Here is an 18196-nt window from a genome sequence, read left to right as displayed (position 1 = left end):
CGCCTGCTATAGTTGAGAGGCTGGAGAACAATCGAGAGGATCCAATGACGAATCTCAACGTGCTTGTTGTTGAGGACGAACCCACCATGCGCCAGATGCTCACCGAGATGCTCTATGCCGTCGGTGTGAGCAGGGTGGTTGAAGCGGATGATGCGGCATCCGGGGTGGAGGCCTTCAATGGAGACAGTTTCCAGATCGTGATGCTGGACCTTGGCCTGCCGGATCGTGATGGCCATGAGGTGATGAAGGAGATCAAGGCGGCGAATCGGCAGCAGCATGTGGTGCTGGTTACGGCCGATGATTCCATCGACAGCATTCAGCGGGCGATCACCGCCGGCGCCAATGGTTATGTGGTCAAACCCTATTCCCGTGAAAAGATCCAGGATGTGGTCAACAACTACATGATGATCCACAACAGCGGCGCCTGAGCCGCTGTTGTGCGCCCTCCTTCCTCTCAGGCCACCTGTTTCTGGATCCAGGAGTTGTACCGGGCTGCAAGCGAGCGGATGTAGCGGCTTTCCGCCTCGCTCGGTGTACCCAGAACACCATGGAAGATCCAACCGCGCTCATACAGAGCCAGAACCGAGCGTTCATCCTCCAGGTTCACGCGCTGGTTGAGGCGCTTGCAGATGGCGTCCAGGAACGGCAGACGCCCGGGGCGGCGGATACGGTTGCTGTTGTGATTCGCTTTCTGGCTCATGGGACCCCTCCTGTCCGCGTTGCTCGGATTCAATACAACGAAAAAGCCCGGAGGCGGTCACCTCCGGGCTATCGGACAGGGCATCAGCCCGACCGACCGGAGGCGACCCCGCAGGGCTCCCTCCGGCCTTGCATACCGTTCAGGAGCCCGCGGTCGTCAGCGGGTGCTTTCGTGTCGTAATGGATGTCACCCCCACGGGGTTACCACCTGTTGTCATGGTATAAGTGCCTTCTGACTCCATACCCTCAGTGTATCCCGGAACCGGGCTTTTTCAAGAGCGGCTGCGGGTAGTCCCTACAGAGCCTCCGTAATCCGCTCATGGTTGATAGAATGGGCACCAGGCCAACCGCACGGGAATCCCAATGAGCCGTATTGTTGTCATCTATTCAGGAGGCATGGACTCCTACACGCTGCTGCACCGGGCGCTGGCGGAGGGCTGGCACGTGCATGCCCTGTCCTTTGACTACGGCCAGCGCCATGCCCGGGAACTCGACTGTGCCCGGGCCGTCACCCGGGAGCTCGGGATTGATCACGAAGTGGTCGACATCACCAGTATCCAGAGTCTGCTGGCCGGTTCCGCGCTGACCGATTCAGAACCCGTGCCGGAGGGGCATTACGAGGAAGCCACCATGAAGGCTACTGTGGTGCCCAACCGCAACATGATCCTGCTGTCGCTGGCCATCGGCCATGCGGTGAGTCGCGGCGCCGAGGCGGTCTGGTACGGGGCCCATGGCGGTGATCATGCCATCTATCCCGACTGCCGGCCTGAGTTCATCGAGCAGATGGACCGGGTTGCCCGCGTGGCCAACTACGAAGCTGTACGCGTGGCGGCACCCTTCATGCACTTCACCAAGGGTCAGATCCTGGGTGAGGGGCTCGCCATGGACCTGGACTACAGCCGTACCTGGACCTGTTACAACGGCCGGACCCGGGCCTGCGGCCGTTGCGGGGCCTGCACGGAACGGCTCGAGGCCTTCGCCGCCCACGGCGTCACAGATCCCCTGCCCTATGAGGATGCGCACTGATGTACCGGATCAAGGAAGCCTTCACCACCCTCCAGGGGGAGGGGCTTCAGGCAGGGCGGGTTGCCGTTTTCTGCCGCTTCAGCAAGTGCAACCTCTGGACTGGCCGGGAAAAGGACCGGGCCACGGCCGTGTGCCAGTTCTGCGATACGGATTTTGTGGGGACCGATGGGCCCAATGGGGGCGTATTCGAGACGCCTGAAGAGCTCGTGGACCATATCGCGTCTCTCTGGCCGGGCTCCGGAAGCATTGAGGAATCCCCCATGGTGGTGTGTACCGGCGGCGAACCCTTGTTGCAGCTGGATGGGGCCCTCCTGGAGGCATTCCACCAGCGCCATTTCTTCGTGGCGGTGGAGACCAACGGCACGCTGGATGCCCCGGATGGCATCGACTGGCTCTGCGTCAGCCCCAAGGCGGGTACCGGTATCCGTATCAGGCGCTGTGATGAACTGAAACTGGTGTATCCCCAGCAGGGCCAGGATCCAGCGGACTATGACGATATCGAGGCGCGGGCACGGTTGCTTTCACCCATGTCATCACCGGATGCGGGGGCGGAGCGGGATCTGGTCCGGGATGCAAGCACGCGTGAGGCCATCCGTTACTGCATGGCGCATCCGCGCTGGCGGCTGAGTGTTCAGATGCACAAGATGGTGGGTATAGAATGAGGGAAGGAAGCCGCCCTGGGGCGGCTTCCCCGTACCGGCTTACTCCTTGCCGGTAGCGCGGTCCAGCATGCGCTTGGCCCGCTCGTTGGCTTCCTCAGCCGACTGCTCGGCATTCTTGGCGCGCTCGAGCGCTTCCTGAGCCAGCTCGTAGGCTTCGTCAGCCCGCGCCTGTGCATCAGCCGCACTGCTGTCAGCACTCTCCGCCGTGCTCATGGCATCGTTTGCTGTGTCCATTGCATCGTCCGCCGTATTCATGGCGTCGTTGTTGGTGCTTGCGCAGCCGCCCAGTGCAACAGCGGTCAGGGTAATTCCTGCGAGCGTCAGCTTTTTCATGATAGTCCCCTTTTTCTTCGGGTTAATATTCGGCGGGACTCAGCGTGAGGAGTCCATGCCGCTTCAAGTGTAGCAAAGTGACGGTTTGTGAAAACCGTTTTCACGGCCTGATTTCAATCGGTGTACCAACGGTAACCCGGCGCCAGATCTCATCCATTGCCCGGTTGTTAACGGCAATGCAGCCATCCGTCCAGTCGAGCCCCTCGAAGGCGAAGTTCCACTTGTCCGCGTCATTGGGCAGTCCGTGGATCATGATGTTACCTCCGGGGTCCTGCCCCCATGCCCGGGCCTTGCGGCGATCCTCGGAGTTGGGGTAGGAGATGTGGATGGAGCGGTAGTAGTCACTCTCGGGATTGCGCCAATCCAGGGTGTACTGGCCCTCCGGGGTACGGTTGTCGCCGGCGAAAAGTTTGTGCCCTTCCGGCTCCTGCCCCAGGGATACCCGGAAACTTTCAATGCGTTTGCCGTCACGGATCAGGTACAGCCTGCGCTCGCTCTTGATCACCAGCACCCGGTCTGCATGGGGTGTGCCGTCACTGATGGCGGTTGCCGGGAAAGACTGGATCAGAGGCAACAGGAACAGCAGAACAGTGGCGGCTGTTATGGATCGACGCATGGTTCTCCCCGTGGGTCTCAGCCTGCGCTGGAACGCTGGTGCTCGGGAATGCCGAGCAGGGCCGGGATCGGTATCAGGGTAATATCACCACCCCGGTAAAGCGTGTCAATCCAGAAACGGTTGGCCGCATGTATCGGCTGGTCGCAGGAGACATGGCCGTGCACCACGCGGGTCACGTGGCGTACCGGGGGAACCAGTGCCGGGGCACGCAGGGCCTGGTTGTAGTCGGACCGGTCCCAGACCAGTTCCTCCCACTGGCCTTCATCCATGGGGACTTCCTGCACGGTACGCCAGTCCGAGGGGGCGGTGGCGTGGATGATGCCCACGGAACCGTTCATGGTTTCCACTGTAAAGGCCAGGGACAGGTGCTGGTGCAGCAGAGTGCCCTGGTAGAGCTGTGCCCCGGAGGGCTGGCGGTGAAACCAGCGCCCCCCGTTGTGCTCGTGCAGCACCCGTGCGCCCGGGTCAGCCAGTGCATCCAGCAGCATCAGTTCGTGGTTGCCGAGTACGCTGAAGAACCAGCGTTCCTCCAGGCGCTCGACCAGGGCGGCACTGTTGTCGCCGCGATCAACAAGGTCCCCAACGGCGAACAGACGGTCGCGCCCGGGGTCGAACCCCTGCTGTTCCAGCCGGTAGTCAAGCCGATCCAGACGGCCGTGAAGATCACTGACCACGAAATCACGGCCACGCTGGTTGCGCCGGAAATAGCGATGCTGTGTCAGGTCGTGCATGATATATGGGTTTCCAGTCTGGTCCTGCAGGATACACCCCAAGCTAGCAGGGAACAGGTTTCAGGCGGAACCCGTTTCAGCCTCATCCCTGACGCGGTAGCCGGCGGCTTCCAGCTGGGTGCGTGTTTGCGCCAACTGGTGTTCCGGAACCAGGCCGTAGGCGCCAGCGCCGGAAGGCAGTGGGACAAAGCCGATGCCGCTGTTGCGCAGATTCTGCGCCACTTCCGGGAGCACCGGATCGCCGGTGCGGATATTGAGGCAGAGCCAGCCGGTGCTGGTGTCGGCGGCCGGCAGCGACAGTGACTCATCACAGATGAGTGACAGAAACCCGGCGGTACGCCCGATCCAGTAATAGGGGGTCCGGAAGACCCCGGCAGGGATCAGGTCGGTGCTTCTGAGCTGGTGGACGGCGAAACGCACGTCCAGAACCAGTACCTCATCGGTCATAGAGGGTTTCTCCGGGTTGCTGAAACAGGCAAATTGGTGCATTGACTCCGTACAGGACGCTCAAGCGCACTACCGGTTCCATTGAAACTGAAACAGCTGCGTTTTGCAGCCATCATCCTTAAAGCCGGGTAAAAAAACAGTCCGGGGAGGACCGATTGACCACCGACCTTCTTCTGTTCATTGGCCTGCTGCTCAGCCTGAGTATCCTGCTCAGTCCGCTGTCGAGCCGGATCGGCATGCCGGTGCTGCTGCTGTTTCTGGCCATCGGCATGCTTGCCGGAGAAGACGGACCGGGGGGGCTGCCGTTCAATGATTTCGGAACCGGTTTTCTGGTAGGCAACCTGGCCCTGGCTATCATACTGCTCGACGGTGGCCTGAGAACGCGGCGCGAGAGCTTCCGGGTAGGGCTGAAACCGGCGCTCAGCCTGGCCACCGTGGGGGTGGCGATCACCGCCGGACTGACAGGGTTGGCTGCATTCTGGCTGTTCGACCTGCCGCTGGCCGTGGCGCTGCTGATGGGGGCGATTGTATCCTCGACGGACGCGGCCGCCGTATTCTCCCTGCTCCAGGGGCGTGGTCTGCATCTGAATGACCGCGTCAGTGCCACCCTGGAAATCGAATCCGGCAGCAACGACCCCATGGCCATCTTCCTGACCCTGGTGCTGCTGTCGTTCATCCAGAGCAGCGGTCAGACACCGCTGCTCGAAAGCCTCTGGCTTCTCGTCCAGCAGTTCGGGCTGGGCGTGGCGGGTGGCCTGCTGGGAGGGCGGCTGCTGGCTGCTCTGATCAACCGGGTACAGCTGGTACCGGCCTTCTATCCGTTGCTGGTGGCCTCCGGTGGCCTGGTGGTGTTTGCCGGCATCAACAGTCTGGGCGGGAGCGGGTTCCTGGCGATCTATCTCAGTGGCGTGGTGCTGGGCAATCGGCGGATCCGTATGCTGCCGGCAGTGCTGCAGATGCACGACGGGCTCGCGTGGCTGGCCCAGATGGCACTGTTCCTGATTCTCGGGCTGCTGGTCACGCCGTCCGAACTGGTGGACCTGCTGATTCCAGGGCTGGTCGTTGCCGCGGTGCTGATCCTGCTGGCCAGGCCCATAGCCGTGCTGGCAACACTCTGGCCCTTCGGCTTCCATGCGCGGGAGAAAGTGTTCATCAGCTGGGTCGGGCTGCGTGGCGCGGTGCCTATTGTTCTGGCACTGTTCCCGGTCATGGCCGGCATCGAGCATGCGCACCTGCTGTTCAACGTGGCGTTCTGCGTGGTTCTGGTGTCACTGCTGGTCCAGGGCACAACCCTGGCGCCCCTGGCCCATCGCCTGCGTCTCGAGGTGCCCTCGGGCCAAGAGCCGCGGCGCCGGCTGCCACTGGATCTGCCCGGCTCCGGCGACCATGAGCTGATGGTCTTTGAGCTGACCGGCGAGCGGTGGCGGGAACCGCTGCCGTTCAGTGAACTGAATCTGCCCCGGCATGTGATCTGCGCTGGCGTCTTCCGTGACTCAGAACTGTTTCACCCGGGCGTGGAAACGGAACTCGCGGAGGGGGATCTGGTGGCGGTTATGGCCTCACCGGGGCAGCTGGACGAAATGAGCAAACTCTTTGATACCCATCCACGGACCAGTCCACTGGAGGATCGCCAGTTCTTCGGCGAGTTCGTTCTCAACGGCGATGCCACGGTCGGGGACGTGGAACTCTTCTATGGCATCGACATCTCCGGCTATGATCCCGGCGACACACTGTCGGAGTGCTTCCGCCGGGCGCACGGGCATCCGGTGGTGGGTGACAAGCTGCGCATGGGGCCAATCAAACTGGTGGTCAAGGCGGTTTCCGGCGATGCGGTGACCCGGGTCGGCCTGAATCTGCACAGTCGCAGCACCAACGCGCAAATCACGGAGTCATGATGGACGCAGAACACTGGAAACAGGAACTGGGGCTGGCGCCCCATCCGGAAGGCGGCTGGTATCGGCGCTTTTTTGCCAGCCCGATCAATGTGCGCACCGAGCATGGCAGTCGCCCTACCATGACGGCCATCCACTACCTGCTGGAAAAAGGCCAGTACAGCGCCTGGCACCGGCTGCGCAGCCATGAGCTCTGGCACTGGCATGCGGGCGGTCCGGTGCTGGTCCACTGCGCCGATGACAGCGGCATCGCCACCCATAAACTCGGCAGCCAGTCGGAACTGACCCTGACCATTGAGCCCAATACCTGGTTCGCCGCCGAGCCCGCGCCAGAGACCAGCTATGTGCTGGTCAGCTGTACCGTGAGCCCGGGTTTTGACTTCGAGGATTTCGAGTGGGGTGAGCCGGAGACACTGATGGCAGCGTTTCCCGAGGATGAACGGCTGATACGAAGGCTGACGCGATGAGCAGTATTCCCGCACACCTGATTCTGGGGTTCCTGGGGGTGGGCAAGAGCACCGCCATCATGGATCTGATGCAGCGGCGCCCTGAAGGCGAGCGCTGGGCCGTTCTGGTCAATGAGTTCGGGGAAGTGGGCGTGGACGGCGCCCTGATGGAATCCGGAGGGGTCGCGGTGCGCGAGGTGCCTGGCGGCTGCATGTGCTGCGTGGCCGGTCTGCCCATGCAGGTGGCCCTGAACGAGCTGATCCGGCGCGAGAAACCGGACCGGCTTCTGATCGAGCCCACCGGCCTGGGGCACCCGAGCCAGGTGATCGAAACCCTGACCGGGAGCGGTTACCAGGGGGTGCTCCACCTGGCCTCCGTGCTCTGTCTTGTGGATCCGCGACGCCTGGCCGAGGAGCGGGTGCTCAGCAATGTCCACTTCCAGGACCAGGCGGCGGTTGCCGATGTGCTGGTGGCCAACAAGACCGACCTTTGCAGCGACGCGGATCGGGCCCGTTTCCATGAATGGGCTGCCGGGTTTGAGCCGCCCAAGGCGCTGGTGACCGAGACAGACCATGGCCGCCTGGAACTGGATTGGCTCTCCCGGGCTCACAGCGACCGTAAGGCGGGGGATCCGCACGCCCACGAGCACCATCACGGCGCGGTGCCCGCCGAAGCGCCGCCGCTTTCCGCGCAGCCATGGCAGCAGTACCTTAACAGTGGCGATGATCACTACAGCTGCGGTTGGCGAATCAGCCCGGATTACTGTTTTGATCACCGGAAGCTTGCGGCCTTCTGCCACGGCGACGACTGGCGCCGCATCAAGGGTGTGATGCGCACGGATCAGGGCTGGGTGGCGCTCAACAGAGCTGGTGATGCTTTGAGCGAGGCGGGCGTTGATCCGGCTTGGGAAAACCGGCTGGAAATCATCATGGATGAGTCTCCGGACGCGGAGGACCTGAATCAGCGCCTGAGTGCGGCCCTAGTCGGCGGGTGATAGCCTCAGAAGCAGCTCCACACGGCGATTGCGTGCACGGCCCTCGGCGGTCTCATTGCTGGCCCTGGGCTCGATGTGGGCCTTGCCCACGGCCGTCATGCGTTCCGGACTGATCCCCTCTTTCTGAAAGAAACGCACAACCTGCGCCGCCCGTGCCGACGACAGCTCCCAGTTGGAGGGGTAACGATCCGTTGTGATCGGTACATCGTCCGTGTGGCCCGTGACCACAATGGGATGGGAGGACTGCTCCAGTGTCGGTACCAGCTCCGCGAGTGTATCGAGTCCCTTGTGTGAGAGCTCGGCCTGGCCTGATTCAAACAGCAGACCGCTGCTGATGCGCAGGCGGAGCCCTTCGTCGCTGCGGCTGGTCTCGATGTCGTCGCCCAGGCTGCCCTCGGGCCAGTCCGCCGGATGGGGGGAGGGCCCTTGCACTTCGGGGGCTGGTTCCGTGGTATCAGCCGCGGTCTCGGGATCTCCGTCACCGGCAAAGGTAAGCATGACCACGAACATGACCACCAGCAGCGTCATGACGTCCAGATAGACCAGCAGCCAACTCTCCTCCTCCGTGCTGTCCCTGAGCTCTATGGCCTTATGGGGCGGCGTCCGGGGCGGTGTGGTGTCCTCGCTCATGCGTCCGGATCCCCGTCGTCATCATGTTTCCGGAGGCGGTCTTTCAGTTTCGAGAACAGGCCCTGGTGCGACGAACTCCCGTTTCCGTCGCGGATCTCGTTAATGTGGTCGGCCACAAAGGAGTTCAGGGTTTCGCGCATCAGGGTCGGGCGGCGCTTGCGGAACATCATGGAGACCCCCTGCATGACCATGTGCATCACGATCATGCGCTGTTCGGTGCGCCGTTCAAGCTTCACCGCAATCGGCTTGAGCACCAGGTTGGCCAGCAGGATGCCGTAGAAGGTGGTCATCAGCGCCACGGCCAGGCTCTGGCCGATCAGCTCCATATCGCCACTTCCCAGCTGGAACATCATGTTGATCAGCCCCACCAGTGTGCCGATCATCCCGAAGGCGGGGGCGAACCCCGCCATGACACGGAACAGCTGCGCTTCCGCATGCTCCTTGGCCTGGAGCCGTGCGATCCGCCATTGCATCAGGTCGAGGACGTCCTCTTCCGGGGTCAGGTCCACCGCCAGCTGGATGCCGGTCCGCAGGAAGGGGTTGTTCACGTTCTGGAGCTCCTTTTCCACGGCCGGCATCTGACCGGTCTGGAAGAGCCGCGTGATGCGCATCAGTTCCTCGATGTCGTCCTCCGTATACAGGCGCTCGTTGCGCAGAACCGTGCCGATGAGCCGGAAGATGCTCAGCACTTCGCGGATGGGGTAGCTGATGAAGGTTGCGGCCAGCGTGCCGCCAATCACGATGCCCAGCCCCGGCAGGTTGATGAACAGGGAGGGGTCGGAGACGGCATTCAGGAAAATGGTGGCGAAAAGACCGAGCCCGCCGAGAATGCCAATGAGAGTGGAGGGGTTCATGAATGGTCCCTGTTGGATTCCGTGTGCATGTCGTTAACGGCCACCTGACCCATAACCAAAGCGCCGGCTGATGATCCGGTTCCTGCCCGTGGTCTTGGCATGGTAGAGGCGTTCATCGGCGCGCTGGAGCAGCGCCTGGATGGCATCGGAGGGGCGTATCTCCGCCACCCCGAAGCTGCAGGTCACTTCGAGCGGGCGCCCGTCGGCGGTCACCGGTTGCTCGACGATCTGCTGGCGGATGCGCTGGGCGGTGGTGATGGCCTCGGATTCGGCGGTGCCGGGCAGGACCACCAGGAATTCCTCGCCGCCCCAACGGATGACCGAATCCATTTTCCGGCAGCCCGAAGTGAGCCGCGTGGCGATGGTCTGGATCACCTGATCCCCGACACCGTGGCCCAGGGTGTCGTTGATGGTCTTGAAATGGTCAATGTCGGCCAGGATAACGCTGAACGGGGTGTCGTTGCGCTGGAAGCGCGCGAACTCCCGGGCCAGCCGGTCCGTGCCCTCCCGCCGGTTAGCGAGATTGGTCAGGGCATCATGGGTGGCGGCGTGTTCGAAGATTTCGGCCATCTGGCGCAGGCGCTCGGCATGCTGGCGCCGGGCCCGGTCCAGCAGGTAGCTGAACACCATCACAAAGGCGAGCGACGTGGCCAGCACGAGCCGGAACGGCAACGGGTACTCGGCCACACTGAAAATAAGCCGCCCGAGCGGTGTCAGCGCCACCACCAGCGTCAGCCAGCCCGCCACGCAGCTGATCACCCCGAATCGGGGGCTCGAGATGTAGAACACCACGGGCGGATAGACATAGAGCCACATGACGCCGCTGCCCTGCTCCACGCCTGAGAGGGCCACAAAGATGAGTACGGCCGTGATGGTGGCGATGAAACCCCAGCGCAGCTGGGCCAGGTTCTCGGTCAACAGATGCAGAAGAAGGTTGGCGATCAGGATGCCGCCGAAGGCGGCCATCACGGTCCCGAACCAGCGTGGGTCAGCGGTCACGTAGGTATTGCGCCAGGTGAAGAAGAACAGGGCCAGGGCCGCGGCCACAGACAGTATCCGTACCAGGTGCACGATGTCGGAACGGGTCTCGGTGGATTCCGAGGCGGGATCCGGTGCTGTTGGGGGCGTGGCTTCGGCCATTATGGGTATCTTTCGCGCGAGCTGCTGACTGCCATGGAAGTGTAGTGCACACGACGGCGTTTGCACTGGGTCGTGTGCGCCGGGGAGCGCGTTACGACCATGGTGGGGGTTGCACTGGCGGGCCCAGGCAAGGCTCAATGGCATCAGTAATCCATCCCGTCAGAGGAGGTGTGCATGGACATCCAAGTCAAGGACATCAACGAGGGCCAGCCCGTTCCGGAGCACTTTGCGTTCGGCGTGTATGACCCGGACAACCACATGGCCCTGGGGCGCAATCTCAACCCCGAAGTCACCTGGTCGGGGGTACCCGAGGGCACACGCAGTTTCGTGGTCATGATCAAGGACCCGGATGTGCCCAGTGAGGCCGGCGATGTGAACCAGGAAGGCAAGACCGTTTCGAAGAAGATTCCGCGCGTGGACTTCTACCACTGGCTGCTCGTGGATGTACCGCCGACGGTGGCCCGCATCGAGGAAGGCAAGGAGTCCAACGGGGTGGTGCCCAAGGGCAAATCCCCTTCGAAGGATGCCCTGGGTAAGCGTGGCATCAATGATTACACGGACTTCCTCGCTGGCGACCCGGAGCTTGCCGGTACCTATGCCGGTTATGACGGGCCCTGCCCGCCCTGGAACGACGAGATCGTGCACCACTACATCTTCACCGTGTTCGCGCTTGATGTGGAGCACCTGGACCTGGGGGATGAGTTCCGCGGCCCCGATGTGGAGAAGGCGATGGAGGGGCATATTCTGGATCAGGCGTCGGTAACGGCCACCTATACCCTGAACCCGGATCTGCGCTGATGCGTGACTTCACCTTCAACACCACGCCCTCGATCGCCATGGCGAGCGGGGGCGCCGCCAGCCTTGCCGCGTACTGTCGTGAGCGTGGGGCCCGCTCGGTGTTCATCGTGACGGACCCCGGCATCATCAAGGCGGGGCTTCTGAATGAGGCGCAGGCCGGGCTTGTCGACGAAGGGCTGGCGGTGGACTGGTTCAGCGGGGTGGAAGCGGACCCGCCGGACACCACCGTGCGGGCGGCCGCTGAGCGCGCACGGGACTGCGGCGCGGACCTGGTGGTGGGCTTCGGTGGCGGCAGCTCGATGGACGTGGCCAAGGTCGTGGCCCTGCTGGCCTCGGATGGCTGTGATCAGTCGCTGGAGGAGCTCTATGGCGTGGGCATGGCAAGCGGTCGCCGACTGCCCCTGATCCAGGTGCCCACCACCGCGGGCACCGGCTCCGAAGTGACGCCCATCGCGATCATCACCACCGGCGAGACCACCAAGTCCGGCATCGTCTCACCCCTGCTGCTGCCGGACCTGGCGCTGCTGGACCCGGACCTGACGCTGGGGCTGCCGCCGCAGGTCACGGCCGCCACGGGCATCGACGCCATGGTGCACGCCATCGAGGCCTACACCAGCGCCCATCGAAGGAACCCGGTCTCGGATGCCCTGGCGCGGGAAGCGCTGGCGCAGCTTTCCAGCAACATCGTGGAAGCCGTGCACAACGGCGAAAACCGTGACGCCCGGGCAGGCATGCTGCTGGGCGCCATGCAGGCCGGCCAGGCATTCGCCAATGCGCCGGTGGCCGCTGTGCATGCACTGGCCTACCCGCTTGGGGGCCACTTCCACATTCCCCATGGTCTCAGCAACTCCCTGGTCCTGCCCCAGGTCCTGCGCTTCAACCAGCCCGTGGCGGGCGCTCTGTATGAGGAGCTGGCACCGCTGGTGCGCAATGGTGGCGATGGGGATCTGGTCAGCCGCATGACCGCGTTGATTGAGGCGGTCGAACTGCCGCGCACACTGCGGGAGATGAGCATCAGCGAGGATTTTCTGCCGACCCTGGCCGCCGATGCCATGAAGCAGCAGCGGCTGCTGGTGAACAACCCGCGTGATGTCACCGAGGCGGATGCCCTGGCGATCTACCGGGAGGCCTTCTGATGGCCGGAGACGAGCCGCTGCCACGCGGTGCCTTCGATGCCTTCCAGACGATCACCACCCGCTGGCACGACAATGACCTCTATGGGCATGTGAACAACGTGACCTACTACGCGTGGTTTGACACAGCGGTTAACCGGTTCCTCATCGAGGATGGTGGCCTGGACATCTACAACGGACCCGTGATCGCGTATGTGGTGAGTTCCGGGTGTGAGTATTACCGCTCGGTGGCCTACCCCGAGCCGGTGGAGGTGGGCCTGCGCGTGGAGCGGCTGGGCAACAGTTCCGTGACCTGGGGCATTGGTGTTTTCGGCGGCCACGATGGCCGCCCCCTGGCCCAGGGTCGGTTTGTGCATGTGTTCGTCAACCGCGCCACGGATGAACCCACGCCCATTCCGGGGCCGCTGAGGGAGGCCATCGAGCGGCTCGGTGCATGATGCGCCTCGGGGGCTTCCCTGACCCCCGGATTCCCCCCATTCCTGTGACCTGCGTGGAGCGGTATCCTTGCGGTTCAGGTTGACGCTATGACTGGCATGCTGGAGTGACCCATGTCCCCATCCGAATTGCAGCAGTACCTGCACAAGCATATCCCCATTTCTGAAGCCATGGGCGTGTCCGTAAACGCCGCCTCGCCGGAGTCGGTTAGGGTTGAAGCGCCCCTGGAGCCGAATATCAACCACCGCGCCACGGTCTTCGGGGGCAGCGCCTCGGCCGTGGCCATCCTGTCCGCCTGGTCACTGCTGCACCTGCGGGTGCGCGACGCGGGCCTGGAAGCGCAGCTGGTGATCCAGCGCAACGCCATGGACTATGAAAGGCCCATCCACGGTGCCTTCACTGCCGAGGCGCGGCTGGCGGACCCGGAGCGCTGGGAGCGTTTCCGTAAGACTCTGGAACGCCGGGGCCGGGCCCGCATCCGTGTGGAATCAATCCTGACGTTCGCCGGTGAGCCGGCGGGCCACCTCACGGGTGAGTTCGTGGCCCTGACCCAGGGTTAGCCGTTCATGCGCGCGAGCAGCTCGTTGATGGCGCGCGCGAACGGAACGGGCGAGTCCTCCTGCAGGAAGTGCCCGCCCTTGAGGGTGACGTGGGGCTGCCCCTGGGCGCCCGGAACACGCTCCTGCATGTAGCGGTCGCCACCTTTGGTAATAGGGTCACCATTGCTGAAGGTGGTAAGGAAGGGTTTGTCCCACTGGCTGAGAACCTCCCAGGCCCGGCGGTTGGCTTCCGTTGCCGGATCGTTGGGCGATGCCGGTACCAGGGCCGGGAACGCGCGGGCCCCCGCCTTGTAGTGGCGCGAGGGGAACGGCGCCTCGTAGGCCCGGCGTTCGTCGCGGCTGAGCCGTCGAAAGCTGCCCACATCCACGATGCGCGCGGGCGGGAACACCGGCGAATAGAGCGCGAAGGTCTTCCAGAGCTGGAACGCCCTGGGCATCGCCTGGTCACCGGTTGGCAGCATGCCGTTACCCACCACGATGGCGCGGAAGCGTTCCGGGTTCTCGGCCGCGTAACGCAGGCCAAGGAGCGAGCCCCAGTCCTGGCAGACCAGGGTGATTCGCTTGAGATCCAGCTGTTCGATCAGGTTACCCAGCCAATCCATGTGGGACTGGTAGCTGTAGTCCTCGATGCGGGCAGGCTTGTCGGATTTGCCGAAGCCGATCAGGTCCGGGGCGATGACCCGGTGGCCGGCAGCGGCGCAGACCGGGATCATGTGCCGGTACAGGTAGGACCAGCTCGGTTCGCCGTGGAGCATGAGCACCGGGTCCGCATCCGCCGGGCCCTCGTCGAGGTAGTGCATCCGCAGTCCGTCCACATCCCGGTAATGGGGTTCGAACGGGTAATCGAGCAGGCGCTCGAATCGGGATTCCGGGGTGCGCAGTATGTCCTTGCTCATGAGTCCTCCTCGGCAGCGCGGTATTGGTTTTCGGAGAGAAAGTGCTTCAGGGAGAGCCCTTCGGTCCAACCTTCGATCTCCAGCATCGGGCGTTCGTAGAACGCCTCCACATGCCCGAGGCAGAGGATGGCCATGGGGTGACCTTCCTCCGGAATGGACAGGAGTTCGGCCAGCGCCCGGGGATCGAACAATGATACCCAGCCCATGCCCAGGCCTTCCGCGCGGGCGGCCAGCCACAGGTTCTGGATGGCGCAGGAGGCGGACGCCAGATCCATCTCCGGCAGTGTGCGGCGGCCGAAGATGTGCCTTTCGCGGCCATCCCGCAGGGTCACCACCAGCAGTTCCCCGCAGTCGCGGATGCCCTCCACCTTCAGTTTCATGAACTCGTTGCCCCGCTCACCCAGGGCCTCCGCTGTACGCTCCCGCTCGGTGTTCACCATTTCATAGATGCGCTCGCGCAACTGCGGTTCCGTTACGCGGATGAAGTGCCAGGGCTGCATAAGCCCGACGCTGGGCGCCCTATGGGCGGCCTGGAGAACCCGCATCAGCACCTCTTCCGGGACCGGATCCGGCAGGAAATGGCGCATATCGCGGCGCTCGGCGATGCATCGATAGAGCGCCCTGCGCTCCTGGTCACTGAAGGCGTGTTGCGGTTCCATGGGCATTGACGCTGTCGGTAAAAGCCGCAGGATAACCCAGAAGGCGCTTTCTTTCAGTGAATCCTCCGGAGGTTCGCCATGGCGCGCTGGTTCATACTGGCCGGCCTCATTCTGGTGGTGATCGGGGTGGTGCTTCACACCATGCCCTGGCTGCTCAGCTGGTTTGGCCGGCTGCCCGGTGACATCCGCTACGAGAGCGGCCAGACACGCGTGTTCGTCCCCCTGACCTCGATGATCCTTGTCAGCGTGATACTGACCCTCGTTCTGAACCTCTTCTCCCGCTAGCGGCCGGTGGCTCTTTACGCACCCTGCGGAGCGCTCCAATAATGAAACGACAGTGGATTGAAAGAGGTTAGACCCGATGGGATTCCAGGCGAACGGTATTGAGGTGGAGGTGGTTCAGGGCGACATCACCGATCAGTCGGATATGGATGCGATCGTGAACGCGGCCAACGCGGAACTGCGTATGGGCGGCGGTGTTGCAGGAGCCATCCATCGGGCAGCAGGCTCGGAGCTGGATGAGGAGACCCGTCCCCTGGCGCCCATCAATACGGGCGAGGCTGTGATGACGTCTGCCCCGAACCTGCCCAACCGGTACATCATCCATTGCCTGGGTCCGGTTCACGGGGTGGACGACCCCGCTTCAACCCTGCTTGCCAGCTGCTATCAGCGGGCACTTGAGCTGGCTGAGGATGCCGGGCTGGAGTCCGTTGCTTTCCCGGCGATTTCCACGGGGGCTTTCGGCTTTCCCATGGAACAGGCCGCGGAGGTGGCGTCGCGCACGATTCTGGCCCGCTCGGGGAGCCTGCAGTCCGTCCGCCGTCTGCGCTGGGTGCTGTTCAGTGAGGAGGATCGCATTCTGCACGAAGAGGTGTTCGAGTCCGTCCTCAATGCCTGAGGGAATGGGTCTCCTCGGTCCAGGCGCCTTCGAAATCCCGGATGATGCGCCGGGCGTCCTCTGTCTTCCGTGAGAAGACCAGTGTCGTGCCCCAGGAGGTGATGGGGCTGTGTGTAATCTCCGGAAACGAGAGTTTCTCCAGCGTCTGGGTGACCGGCGCCTCAAAATCCAGCAGGTAGTCTCCGCGTTCCGCCTTCAGCATACGCAGGGCTGCCCGGTGTGTTGAGGCCTGGTCGACCTGCGTTGCTCCGGCTTCCGTCGCGGGGTCAAGCTGGTTCATGTAGGTGTACCCCCGGATCTGGATCAGGTGGCTGCCCTTCAGGTCCGTAACATCGGATACTGGCCCGGTCTCCTCAAGGTGATAGGCGTGCAGGCGTATATCGCGGAACGAGAAGTCCGGCTCCAGTGTCCACCTCGAGAGCGCGGGCACACCCTGCGACCCCAGCCATAGGTCCAGCTTCCCTTCGCGCAGATAGAGGTAGATCCGGTCAATGGGAAGGCTTCGCCATTCGATCCTGTAACCGGCTTCGCGCGCGAGGCGGTTGGTTGCCTCCATGTAGGGGCCTGCTGGTTTTCCCTGCCCGTCGGTGTACGTCAGAGGCGGGAATTCGATATAGGCGCCCTTCAGAACCGTACGCCGTCCTTCCTCACCCCATGCAGGAGCGATCACGAGCATCGTCCACGCAATGATGACAGGCAGAATGCGGTTTACGCTCAACAAAGGCACATCCATCCTTTAGGTGACTGTTTCGGGGGCAGGATAGTGCCTTACTTTCAGCCGTGCGACTGGCTTTTGTGAACGGGGGTCTCCTCTGTCCGCTGGAGATCCTTCGAAACGGATGTGTAGGTGGATACCAGGTAGGGAACCAGGAAGGTTAGAAATACCTTGGGGAGGGAGAGTTGGGCTTGGCCGAGCAACGCTTCCCACTGGTTGATGGCGACCAACAGCGTGCCGACCACCGCGGCGAGCTTAAGCGCGCGCCACGGGGTACCGTCGGTGACGGCGAGCACCAGGGCTCGCCGACACTGACGGGGCAGCCGCTGTAACCCCGACTTGCCGATGTTCATTTGGGCCTGGTCCCTACCGTTTGGCGCTACGTGCTGCATCGATGCTGAACAGAGTATCCTGGTCCCTCAGCAGGTACAGCGCAAAGCAGGCTGCCAGCATGGGCCAGGCGGCGAAGAACAGCAGGTTGTTGAACGCATCGAGGTACTGGGCCCAGGAGGAAAGCGTGGAGACCGTGTGCAGGAGGAAGATAAGCCCATAGGTCAGCCGCCGGAAGGCACCGGCCACAAATGCCAGAACCAGAACCAGCTGGGCTACACCGAGTAGCATGAAAATGCTGGGCCCGAGACCGGACAGACCATAGAAATTCGCGAACACGCCGGCCGTGTGCTCGGGTTGCACAAGCTTATCGAGGGTCCACATGACCATCACGATGAAGACACCCAGACGCAGGGCGAGCAGTGCGATGGGCAGGCGGCCGGCTGTGGATTCAGTCATAAATCGCTCCTTTTTTGAGTGTCAGTGTGATACGTGGGATTGCTGACGCGATGGAGTATCCGCTGTCGATAGATGGCGGTTCCGCCATTCCCGGGCGAGTGCCTCCTGCCATTGGTCCGGGGTGATGGCAAGCTGCCCGGTGATTTCCAGCGACCGGTCCTCCAGGACATCGGTGTCCGGCGTCTCAAGGTGGCGGCGTGCTATTACGGCATCGCGATGGCGCAGAAGTTGTTCGATATGTGGCCTGTAAAGCCGGATCAAGGCCGAAAGCCATAGATTGACGGCCCAGGAGGGCCAGGCATGGTCCACCTGGAAGCGTTCTATCTGTCGGATGACATCCTCAGCGGAAAACCAGGTCTCGTCCGTCACCCACCGATTGGTGGCAAAAAGGCCGATTGGCTTCCCCCAGACGTCCATGGAGATCGCGACCAGGTGGGCCACGACATCCTCGCCCCGCGGCCAGGGTTGTGTTTCCTGGAACCCCGTTGCCGGGATCATGTTATCCGGAAGTGCTGAACCGCGCAGGAAGGTGTGGAAGTGCCCATGCTCGTCGGCATCGTCCCGGTGGGCGTGGTAATAATACTGGGCGTGATGGTCCGCGTCGTACACATCGCCTTCTGGGTAATGGTCCATCTCGTAGAAGGTGCCCTGGCCGCGAAGGAGTTCACCAACCACGTTGATGCCCCCCTTGGTCAGCGCCCGGGTGCAGGTGTCGAGTTCCGCGCCGGCCTCCATCAGTTCCTTCAGCGTCAGGTCGTCCAGTTCGGCGGCTCGTGGTGTTGTCAGCTCAATCATAGCGGCTAGCCTTTGTCGGTCTGAATCCGGCCCGGCCAATGGCCGGG

Annotated in this window: 26 protein-coding genes; 12 read left to right on the top strand and 14 right to left on the bottom strand. The window is 63.1% G+C overall.

The window, feature by feature from the left end; translation table 11 throughout:
• Window positions 1-44 precede the first annotated feature (44 nt).
• On the top strand, window positions 45-428 hold the full coding sequence (locus QZ501_RS00130; protein WP_151440206.1) for a response regulator: 384 nt from the start codon (window positions 45-47) through the stop codon (window positions 426-428).
• Between the two features lie 26 nt (window positions 429-454).
• Here the strand turns inward: QZ501_RS00130 and QZ501_RS00125 are convergent, their stop codons facing one another.
• Entirely contained in the window at window positions 455-700 is a 246-nt protein-coding gene (locus QZ501_RS00125) for a hypothetical protein (RefSeq protein WP_077529884.1), read from the bottom strand.
• A gap of 362 nt (window positions 701-1062) precedes the next feature.
• Between QZ501_RS00125 and queC the strand changes: the two genes are divergently transcribed.
• Together queC and queE are read left to right on the top strand one after the other, a co-directional pair.
• Window positions 1063-1725 carry a 7-cyano-7-deazaguanine synthase QueC gene (queC, locus tag QZ501_RS00120; protein ID WP_295716333.1) on the top strand — a complete coding sequence of 221 codons (663 nt, stop codon included), beginning with the start codon at window positions 1063-1065 and terminating at the stop codon, window positions 1723-1725.
• Window positions 1725-2387, top strand: a complete 663-nt coding sequence (queE, locus tag QZ501_RS00115) for a 7-carboxy-7-deazaguanine synthase (protein WP_160898161.1) — start codon at window positions 1725-1727, stop codon at window positions 2385-2387. Before queC ends, queE begins: the two co-directional genes overlap by 1 nt.
• 39 nt (window positions 2388-2426) lie before the next feature.
• Here queE and QZ501_RS00110 read toward each other — a convergent pair whose 3' ends face one another.
• The 4 genes from QZ501_RS00110 to QZ501_RS00095 all read right to left on the bottom strand — a co-directional run bounded on the left by QZ501_RS00110 (window position 2427) and on the right by QZ501_RS00095 (window position 4514).
• Entirely contained in the window at window positions 2427-2720 is a 294-nt protein-coding gene (locus QZ501_RS00110) for an Lpp/OprI family alanine-zipper lipoprotein (protein WP_151440209.1), read from the bottom strand.
• Window positions 2721-2820: 100 nt separating this feature from the next.
• Complete coding sequence (locus QZ501_RS00105) at window positions 2821-3336, bottom strand: L,D-transpeptidase family protein (protein ID WP_160898160.1); 516 nt, start codon at window positions 3334-3336, stop codon at window positions 2821-2823.
• 17 nt (window positions 3337-3353) lie between these two features.
• The gene (locus QZ501_RS00100) at window positions 3354-4067 is read right to left on the bottom strand and encodes a metallophosphoesterase (RefSeq protein WP_151440211.1); all 714 of its coding nucleotides are present in this window, start codon (window positions 4065-4067) and stop codon (window positions 3354-3356) included.
• Window positions 4068-4127: 60 nt separating this feature from the next.
• Complete coding sequence (locus QZ501_RS00095) at window positions 4128-4514, bottom strand: hypothetical protein (RefSeq protein WP_151440212.1); 387 nt, start codon at window positions 4512-4514, stop codon at window positions 4128-4130.
• A 155-nt stretch (window positions 4515-4669) separates the two neighbouring features.
• Between QZ501_RS00095 and QZ501_RS00090 the strand changes: the two genes are divergently transcribed.
• From QZ501_RS00090 to QZ501_RS00080, 3 genes are read left to right on the top strand one after another with little or no spacing between them, the layout of a single operon-like run.
• Window positions 4670-6409: a potassium/proton antiporter gene (locus tag QZ501_RS00090; protein ID WP_151440213.1), complete on the top strand. Its 1740-nt coding sequence runs from the start codon at window positions 4670-4672 to the stop codon at window positions 6407-6409.
• Complete coding sequence (locus tag QZ501_RS00085; protein ID WP_160898158.1) at window positions 6409-6873, top strand: cupin domain-containing protein; 465 nt, start codon at window positions 6409-6411, stop codon at window positions 6871-6873. Before QZ501_RS00090 ends, QZ501_RS00085 begins: the two co-directional genes overlap by 1 nt.
• Window positions 6870-7847: a GTP-binding protein gene (locus QZ501_RS00080; RefSeq protein ID WP_295716326.1), complete on the top strand. Its 978-nt coding sequence runs from the start codon at window positions 6870-6872 to the stop codon at window positions 7845-7847. The genes QZ501_RS00085 and QZ501_RS00080 overlap by 4 nt, the downstream gene beginning before the upstream one ends.
• On the opposite strand, the gene QZ501_RS00075 is transcribed toward QZ501_RS00080, so the two are convergent.
• The 3 genes from QZ501_RS00075 to QZ501_RS00065 are packed head-to-tail and all read right to left on the bottom strand — an operon-like array spanning window position 7833 to window position 10471.
• Window positions 7833-8477: an OmpA family protein gene (locus QZ501_RS00075; RefSeq protein WP_295716324.1), complete on the bottom strand. Its 645-nt coding sequence runs from the start codon at window positions 8475-8477 to the stop codon at window positions 7833-7835. The two genes, QZ501_RS00080 and QZ501_RS00075, sit on opposite strands and share 15 nt — an antisense overlap.
• Entirely contained in the window at window positions 8474-9331 is an 858-nt protein-coding gene (locus QZ501_RS00070; protein ID WP_295716323.1) for a MotA/TolQ/ExbB proton channel family protein, read from the bottom strand. The genes QZ501_RS00075 and QZ501_RS00070 overlap by 4 nt, the downstream gene beginning before the upstream one ends.
• 33 nt (window positions 9332-9364) lie before the next feature.
• On the bottom strand, window positions 9365-10471 hold the full coding sequence (locus QZ501_RS00065) for a GGDEF domain-containing protein (protein WP_295716321.1): 1107 nt from the start codon (window positions 10469-10471) through the stop codon (window positions 9365-9367).
• A gap of 174 nt (window positions 10472-10645) precedes the next feature.
• Here QZ501_RS00065 and QZ501_RS00060 point away from each other — a divergent pair, with 174 nt between their 5' ends.
• The 4 genes from QZ501_RS00060 (at window position 10646) to QZ501_RS00045 (ending at window position 13397) form a co-directional block, all read left to right on the top strand.
• Entirely contained in the window at window positions 10646-11269 is a 624-nt protein-coding gene (locus QZ501_RS00060; RefSeq protein ID WP_151440219.1) for a YbhB/YbcL family Raf kinase inhibitor-like protein, read from the top strand.
• Window positions 11269-12405, top strand: a complete 1137-nt coding sequence (locus tag QZ501_RS00055) for an iron-containing alcohol dehydrogenase (protein WP_160898153.1) — start codon at window positions 11269-11271, stop codon at window positions 12403-12405. The genes QZ501_RS00060 and QZ501_RS00055 overlap by 1 nt, the downstream gene beginning before the upstream one ends.
• Window positions 12405-12839, top strand: a complete 435-nt coding sequence (locus QZ501_RS00050; RefSeq protein ID WP_095616063.1) for a thioesterase family protein — start codon at window positions 12405-12407, stop codon at window positions 12837-12839. The genes QZ501_RS00055 and QZ501_RS00050 overlap by 1 nt, the downstream gene beginning before the upstream one ends.
• Before the next feature lie 111 nt (window positions 12840-12950).
• On the top strand, window positions 12951-13397 hold the full coding sequence (locus QZ501_RS00045; protein WP_095616062.1) for a thioesterase domain-containing protein: 447 nt from the start codon (window positions 12951-12953) through the stop codon (window positions 13395-13397).
• On the opposite strand, the gene QZ501_RS00040 is transcribed toward QZ501_RS00045, so the two are convergent.
• Both QZ501_RS00040 and bluB read right to left on the bottom strand, forming a co-directional pair.
• On the bottom strand, window positions 13394-14293 hold the full coding sequence (locus QZ501_RS00040; RefSeq protein ID WP_151440222.1) for a haloalkane dehalogenase: 900 nt from the start codon (window positions 14291-14293) through the stop codon (window positions 13394-13396). The genes QZ501_RS00045 and QZ501_RS00040 overlap by 4 nt on opposite strands.
• Entirely contained in the window at window positions 14290-14952 is a 663-nt protein-coding gene (bluB, locus tag QZ501_RS00035) for a 5,6-dimethylbenzimidazole synthase (RefSeq protein ID WP_295716314.1), read from the bottom strand. The genes QZ501_RS00040 and bluB overlap by 4 nt, the downstream gene beginning before the upstream one ends.
• A gap of 78 nt (window positions 14953-15030) precedes the next feature.
• On the opposite strand from bluB, the gene QZ501_RS00030 reads away from it, so the two are divergent.
• Together QZ501_RS00030 and QZ501_RS00025 are read left to right on the top strand one after the other, a co-directional pair.
• On the top strand, window positions 15031-15237 hold the full coding sequence (locus tag QZ501_RS00030) for a DUF2905 domain-containing protein (RefSeq protein ID WP_295716311.1): 207 nt from the start codon (window positions 15031-15033) through the stop codon (window positions 15235-15237).
• A gap of 76 nt (window positions 15238-15313) precedes the next feature.
• A complete protein-coding gene (locus tag QZ501_RS00025) occupies window positions 15314-15850 on the top strand; it encodes a macro domain-containing protein (RefSeq protein ID WP_151440225.1) in 537 nt (178 codons plus the stop codon).
• Here the strand turns inward: QZ501_RS00025 and QZ501_RS00020 are convergent.
• From QZ501_RS00020 to QZ501_RS00005, 4 genes are read right to left on the bottom strand one after another with little or no spacing between them, the layout of a single operon-like run.
• Window positions 15840-16568 carry a transporter substrate-binding domain-containing protein gene (locus tag QZ501_RS00020; protein ID WP_295716304.1) on the bottom strand — a complete coding sequence of 243 codons (729 nt, stop codon included), beginning with the start codon at window positions 16566-16568 and terminating at the stop codon, window positions 15840-15842. The genes QZ501_RS00025 and QZ501_RS00020 overlap by 11 nt on opposite strands.
• Before the next feature lie 56 nt (window positions 16569-16624).
• A complete protein-coding gene (gene nrtS / locus QZ501_RS00015) occupies window positions 16625-16918 on the bottom strand; it encodes a nitrate/nitrite transporter NrtS (RefSeq protein WP_160898150.1) in 294 nt (97 codons plus the stop codon).
• 13 nt (window positions 16919-16931) lie between these two features.
• Window positions 16932-17354 (bottom strand): hypothetical protein, encoded by a 423-nt coding sequence (locus QZ501_RS00010; protein WP_160898149.1) that lies wholly within the window; start codon window positions 17352-17354, stop codon window positions 16932-16934.
• Window positions 17355-17375: 21 nt separating this feature from the next.
• Complete coding sequence (locus QZ501_RS00005; RefSeq protein ID WP_160898148.1) at window positions 17376-18149, bottom strand: hypothetical protein; 774 nt, start codon at window positions 18147-18149, stop codon at window positions 17376-17378.
• Between the last annotated feature and the right edge of the window lie 47 nt (window positions 18150-18196).

It is taken from the genome of uncultured Halovibrio sp., assembly GCF_913056445.1.
In the GTDB taxonomy this organism is placed as follows: Bacteria; Pseudomonadota; Gammaproteobacteria; order Pseudomonadales; family Oleiphilaceae; genus Halospina; species Halospina utahensis_B.
This window is presented reverse-complemented; position numbering and strand designations above follow the sequence as displayed.

Bases quoted from the DNA above. Each gene is read 5' to 3' on its own strand.
- QZ501_RS00005 (WP_160898148.1), bottom strand. From the start codon at position 18,149: ATGATTGAGCTGACAACACCACGAGCCGCCGAACTGGACGACCTGACG.
- QZ501_RS00105 (WP_160898160.1), bottom strand. From the start codon at position 3,336: ATGCGTCGATCCATAACAGCCGCCACTGTTCTGCTGTTCCTGTTGCCT.
- QZ501_RS00030 (WP_295716311.1), top strand. From the start codon at position 15,031: ATGGCGCGCTGGTTCATACTGGCCGGCCTCATTCTGGTGGTGATCGGG.
- queE (WP_160898161.1), top strand. From the start codon at position 1,725: ATGTACCGGATCAAGGAAGCCTTCACCACCCTCCAGGGGGAGGGGCTT.
- QZ501_RS00060 (WP_151440219.1), top strand. From the start codon at position 10,646: ATGGACATCCAAGTCAAGGACATCAACGAGGGCCAGCCCGTTCCGGAG.
- QZ501_RS00100 (WP_151440211.1), bottom strand. From the start codon at position 4,067: ATGCACGACCTGACACAGCATCGCTATTTCCGGCGCAACCAGCGTGGC.
- nrtS (WP_160898150.1), bottom strand. From the start codon at position 16,918: ATGAACATCGGCAAGTCGGGGTTACAGCGGCTGCCCCGTCAGTGTCGG.
- QZ501_RS00025 (WP_151440225.1), top strand. From the start codon at position 15,314: ATGGGATTCCAGGCGAACGGTATTGAGGTGGAGGTGGTTCAGGGCGAC.
- queC (WP_295716333.1), top strand. From the start codon at position 1,063: ATGAGCCGTATTGTTGTCATCTATTCAGGAGGCATGGACTCCTACACG.
- QZ501_RS00040 (WP_151440222.1), bottom strand. From the start codon at position 14,293: ATGAGCAAGGACATACTGCGCACCCCGGAATCCCGATTCGAGCGCCTG.
- QZ501_RS00010 (WP_160898149.1), bottom strand. From the start codon at position 17,354: ATGACTGAATCCACAGCCGGCCGCCTGCCCATCGCACTGCTCGCCCTG.
- QZ501_RS00095 (WP_151440212.1), bottom strand. From the start codon at position 4,514: ATGACCGATGAGGTACTGGTTCTGGACGTGCGTTTCGCCGTCCACCAG.
- QZ501_RS00045 (WP_095616062.1), top strand. From the start codon at position 12,951: ATGTCCCCATCCGAATTGCAGCAGTACCTGCACAAGCATATCCCCATT.
- QZ501_RS00055 (WP_160898153.1), top strand. From the start codon at position 11,269: ATGCGTGACTTCACCTTCAACACCACGCCCTCGATCGCCATGGCGAGC.
- QZ501_RS00065 (WP_295716321.1), bottom strand. From the start codon at position 10,471: ATGGCCGAAGCCACGCCCCCAACAGCACCGGATCCCGCCTCGGAATCC.
- QZ501_RS00080 (WP_295716326.1), top strand. From the start codon at position 6,870: ATGAGCAGTATTCCCGCACACCTGATTCTGGGGTTCCTGGGGGTGGGC.
- QZ501_RS00110 (WP_151440209.1), bottom strand. From the start codon at position 2,720: ATGAAAAAGCTGACGCTCGCAGGAATTACCCTGACCGCTGTTGCACTG.
- QZ501_RS00085 (WP_160898158.1), top strand. From the start codon at position 6,409: ATGGACGCAGAACACTGGAAACAGGAACTGGGGCTGGCGCCCCATCCG.
- QZ501_RS00075 (WP_295716324.1), bottom strand. From the start codon at position 8,477: ATGAGCGAGGACACCACACCGCCCCGGACGCCGCCCCATAAGGCCATA.
- QZ501_RS00130 (WP_151440206.1), top strand. From the start codon at position 45: ATGACGAATCTCAACGTGCTTGTTGTTGAGGACGAACCCACCATGCGC.
- QZ501_RS00050 (WP_095616063.1), top strand. From the start codon at position 12,405: ATGGCCGGAGACGAGCCGCTGCCACGCGGTGCCTTCGATGCCTTCCAG.
- QZ501_RS00070 (WP_295716323.1), bottom strand. From the start codon at position 9,331: ATGAACCCCTCCACTCTCATTGGCATTCTCGGCGGGCTCGGTCTTTTC.
- bluB (WP_295716314.1), bottom strand. From the start codon at position 14,952: ATGGAACCGCAACACGCCTTCAGTGACCAGGAGCGCAGGGCGCTCTAT.
- QZ501_RS00125 (WP_077529884.1), bottom strand. From the start codon at position 700: ATGAGCCAGAAAGCGAATCACAACAGCAACCGTATCCGCCGCCCCGGG.